The organism is Thermogutta sp., from assembly GCF_014359955.1.
Classification (GTDB): domain Bacteria; phylum Planctomycetota; class Planctomycetia; order Pirellulales; family Thermoguttaceae; genus Thermogutta.
This window is the reverse complement of record NZ_JACIYL010000818.1, coordinates 1-1,913: the sequence shown is the minus strand read 5'-3', so window position 1 is coordinate 1,913 and position 1,913 is coordinate 1. Positions and strand designations below refer to the sequence as shown.

Here is a 1,913-nt window from a genome sequence, read left to right as displayed (position 1 = left end):
CTATCTCGTGGATCCCAACTTCGTGGGAACGGTGGTGCTTATTATCCAACACAATGAGAACGGCGCCTTCGGCGTCATCCTCAATCGGCTCCACCCCAAGCGGATCAAAGAACTCTGGGCGGAAGTGTCGAACACACCCTGCGTCAACGACCGGTTTTTGAATATCGGCGGACCCGTCAGCGGCCCGCTCATGGCCCTCCACGATGCCCCCGAGTTGGCCGAATTGGAGGTCATCCCCGGCGTTTACTTCTCTCTCCAGCGGCACAATCTGGAGCGATTGATGACGGAAGAAGGACACGAAGCCCGGGTGTTCCTCGGACATTCCGGTTGGGCAGGCGGACAACTGGAAGGTGAACTGGCCCAGGGTTCCTGGCTGGTGGCCAAGGCCACGAAGGATCTCGTTTTTCCAGAAAACGAACGGGAGCTGTGGAAAAAAGTCGTCTTTTCGATCGGCCGAACGATTCTCGTCAACGCCCTCAACCTGAAGCATCAACCGGCTCATCCGTGGCTGAATTAAGGCCTTTTGAGCCCGCCACCCCAATTCCCATCGTCCTGCTTTCATCGAGTGGCGATCCTCTTGTCGACGTCAGCGAGGATTTTCACGAGTGGCCAGCCAGATGGCCAGTCCTGCGTAAAAAAGCGCCAGCGCCAGCGGATGTCCCGTACCGACAAGCCAGATTCCACCCCCCACGATCAGCGCCAGCCCCAAACCGTTCTGAAAAGCAGGAGTCAGAATCTCCCTGCCTCGGGCGGACAAACGCGAACACAGCCGTCCTCCCTCATCACGGAGTCGTGCGTGCAGACATGCAAACTCCCGCGACAGTCGCCGGAAAGACGACTCGCGCCGAGTCTTGTCCTCGTCTCGCTGCGGTTGTGCTGAAGACATCCAGGGGATCCTGAACGGCCCAGCCCCCGGTTGAAGGGAACCTCCAATCTCTCAAACGATCACGCCTGGCCAAGTGATTTTTTGGCGGCCGCGGCCACGTTTTCGGGCGTAATTCCGAAATGCTTCATGAGCACTCCGGCGGGAGCGGAGGCCCCAAAGCCCTTCATCCCCACAAAAATCCCTTTCGGCCCGAGATAGCGGTCCCACCCCTGGGAGATACCGGCTTCCACGGCAACCCGTGCGGGCACTTCCGGCGGCAGGACGGAGCGGCGGTACTCTTCCGGCTGACTTTCAAAGAGCTCCCAACTCGGCATGCTCACGACCCGGGCGGCGATCCCTTCCTGGGCAAGCAATTCCCGGGCAGCCAGGCACACAGCCACTTCGCTTCCCGTTCCAATCAGAATCACATCCGGCGGCGACTTGGAAGCCTCGGCCAGAATGTAGGCCCCGCAGGCCAGTCCGGCTGCAGAGGCGTATTGACTTCGGTCCAGCGTGGGGAGATTTTGCCGGGTAAGAATGAGGGCGACCGGGTTGCGACGCATCCGCAGCGCCACACGGTAGGCTTCCGCCACTTCGTTGGCATCGGCCGGGCGAATGACCACCAGATGAGGAATCGCCCGCAACGCCGCCACATGCTCCACCGGCTGATGCGTCGGGCCGTCCTCGCCCACCCCGATCGAATCATGCGTGAAGATGTACAGGACGGGCAATTCCATCAGGGCAGCCAGCCGGATTGCCGGCCGCATGTAATCACTGAATACGAGAAACGTCCCCGCATAGGGGCGGAGTCCACAGAGCGTCAGACCGTTGCTGATCGCTCCCATCGCGTGCTCACGGATGCCGTAGTGAAGATTCCGCCCGGCGTAATTGTTTGCGGCGAAATGGCCCGCCTCCGGGAATGTGAGGAGCGTGTTATTGGATGGCGCCAGGTCGGCCGAACCTCCCATCATCCACGGGATGTGCTTGGCAACGGCGTTGAGCACCTTCCCGGAGGACGCCCGGGTGGCCAATCCTTTGGCATCAGCGG

Annotated in this window: 3 protein-coding genes; 1 reads left to right on the top strand and 2 read right to left on the bottom strand. The window is 60.8% G+C overall.

The window, feature by feature from the left end; all coding sequences use genetic code 11:
- Window positions 1-517 (top strand): YqgE/AlgH family protein (locus H5U08_RS17285; protein ID WP_297035942.1); only part of this gene is annotated, 517 nt, incomplete at its 5' end.
- Window positions 518-586: 69 nt separating this feature from the next.
- Here the strand turns inward: H5U08_RS17285 and H5U08_RS17280 are convergent.
- On the bottom strand, window positions 587-886 hold the full coding sequence (locus H5U08_RS17280) for a hypothetical protein (RefSeq protein ID WP_297035940.1): 300 nt from the start codon (window positions 884-886) through the stop codon (window positions 587-589).
- Window positions 887-945: 59 nt separating this feature from the next.
- Window positions 946-1,913 (bottom strand): transketolase C-terminal domain-containing protein (locus tag H5U08_RS17275; RefSeq protein ID WP_297035937.1); only part of this gene is annotated, 968 nt, incomplete at its 5' end.

Excerpts from the sequence above, each read along its gene's own strand:
- H5U08_RS17280 (WP_297035940.1), bottom strand. The coding sequence starts at position 886 with ATGTCTTCAGCACAACCGCAGCGAGACGAGGACAAGACTCGGCGCGAG.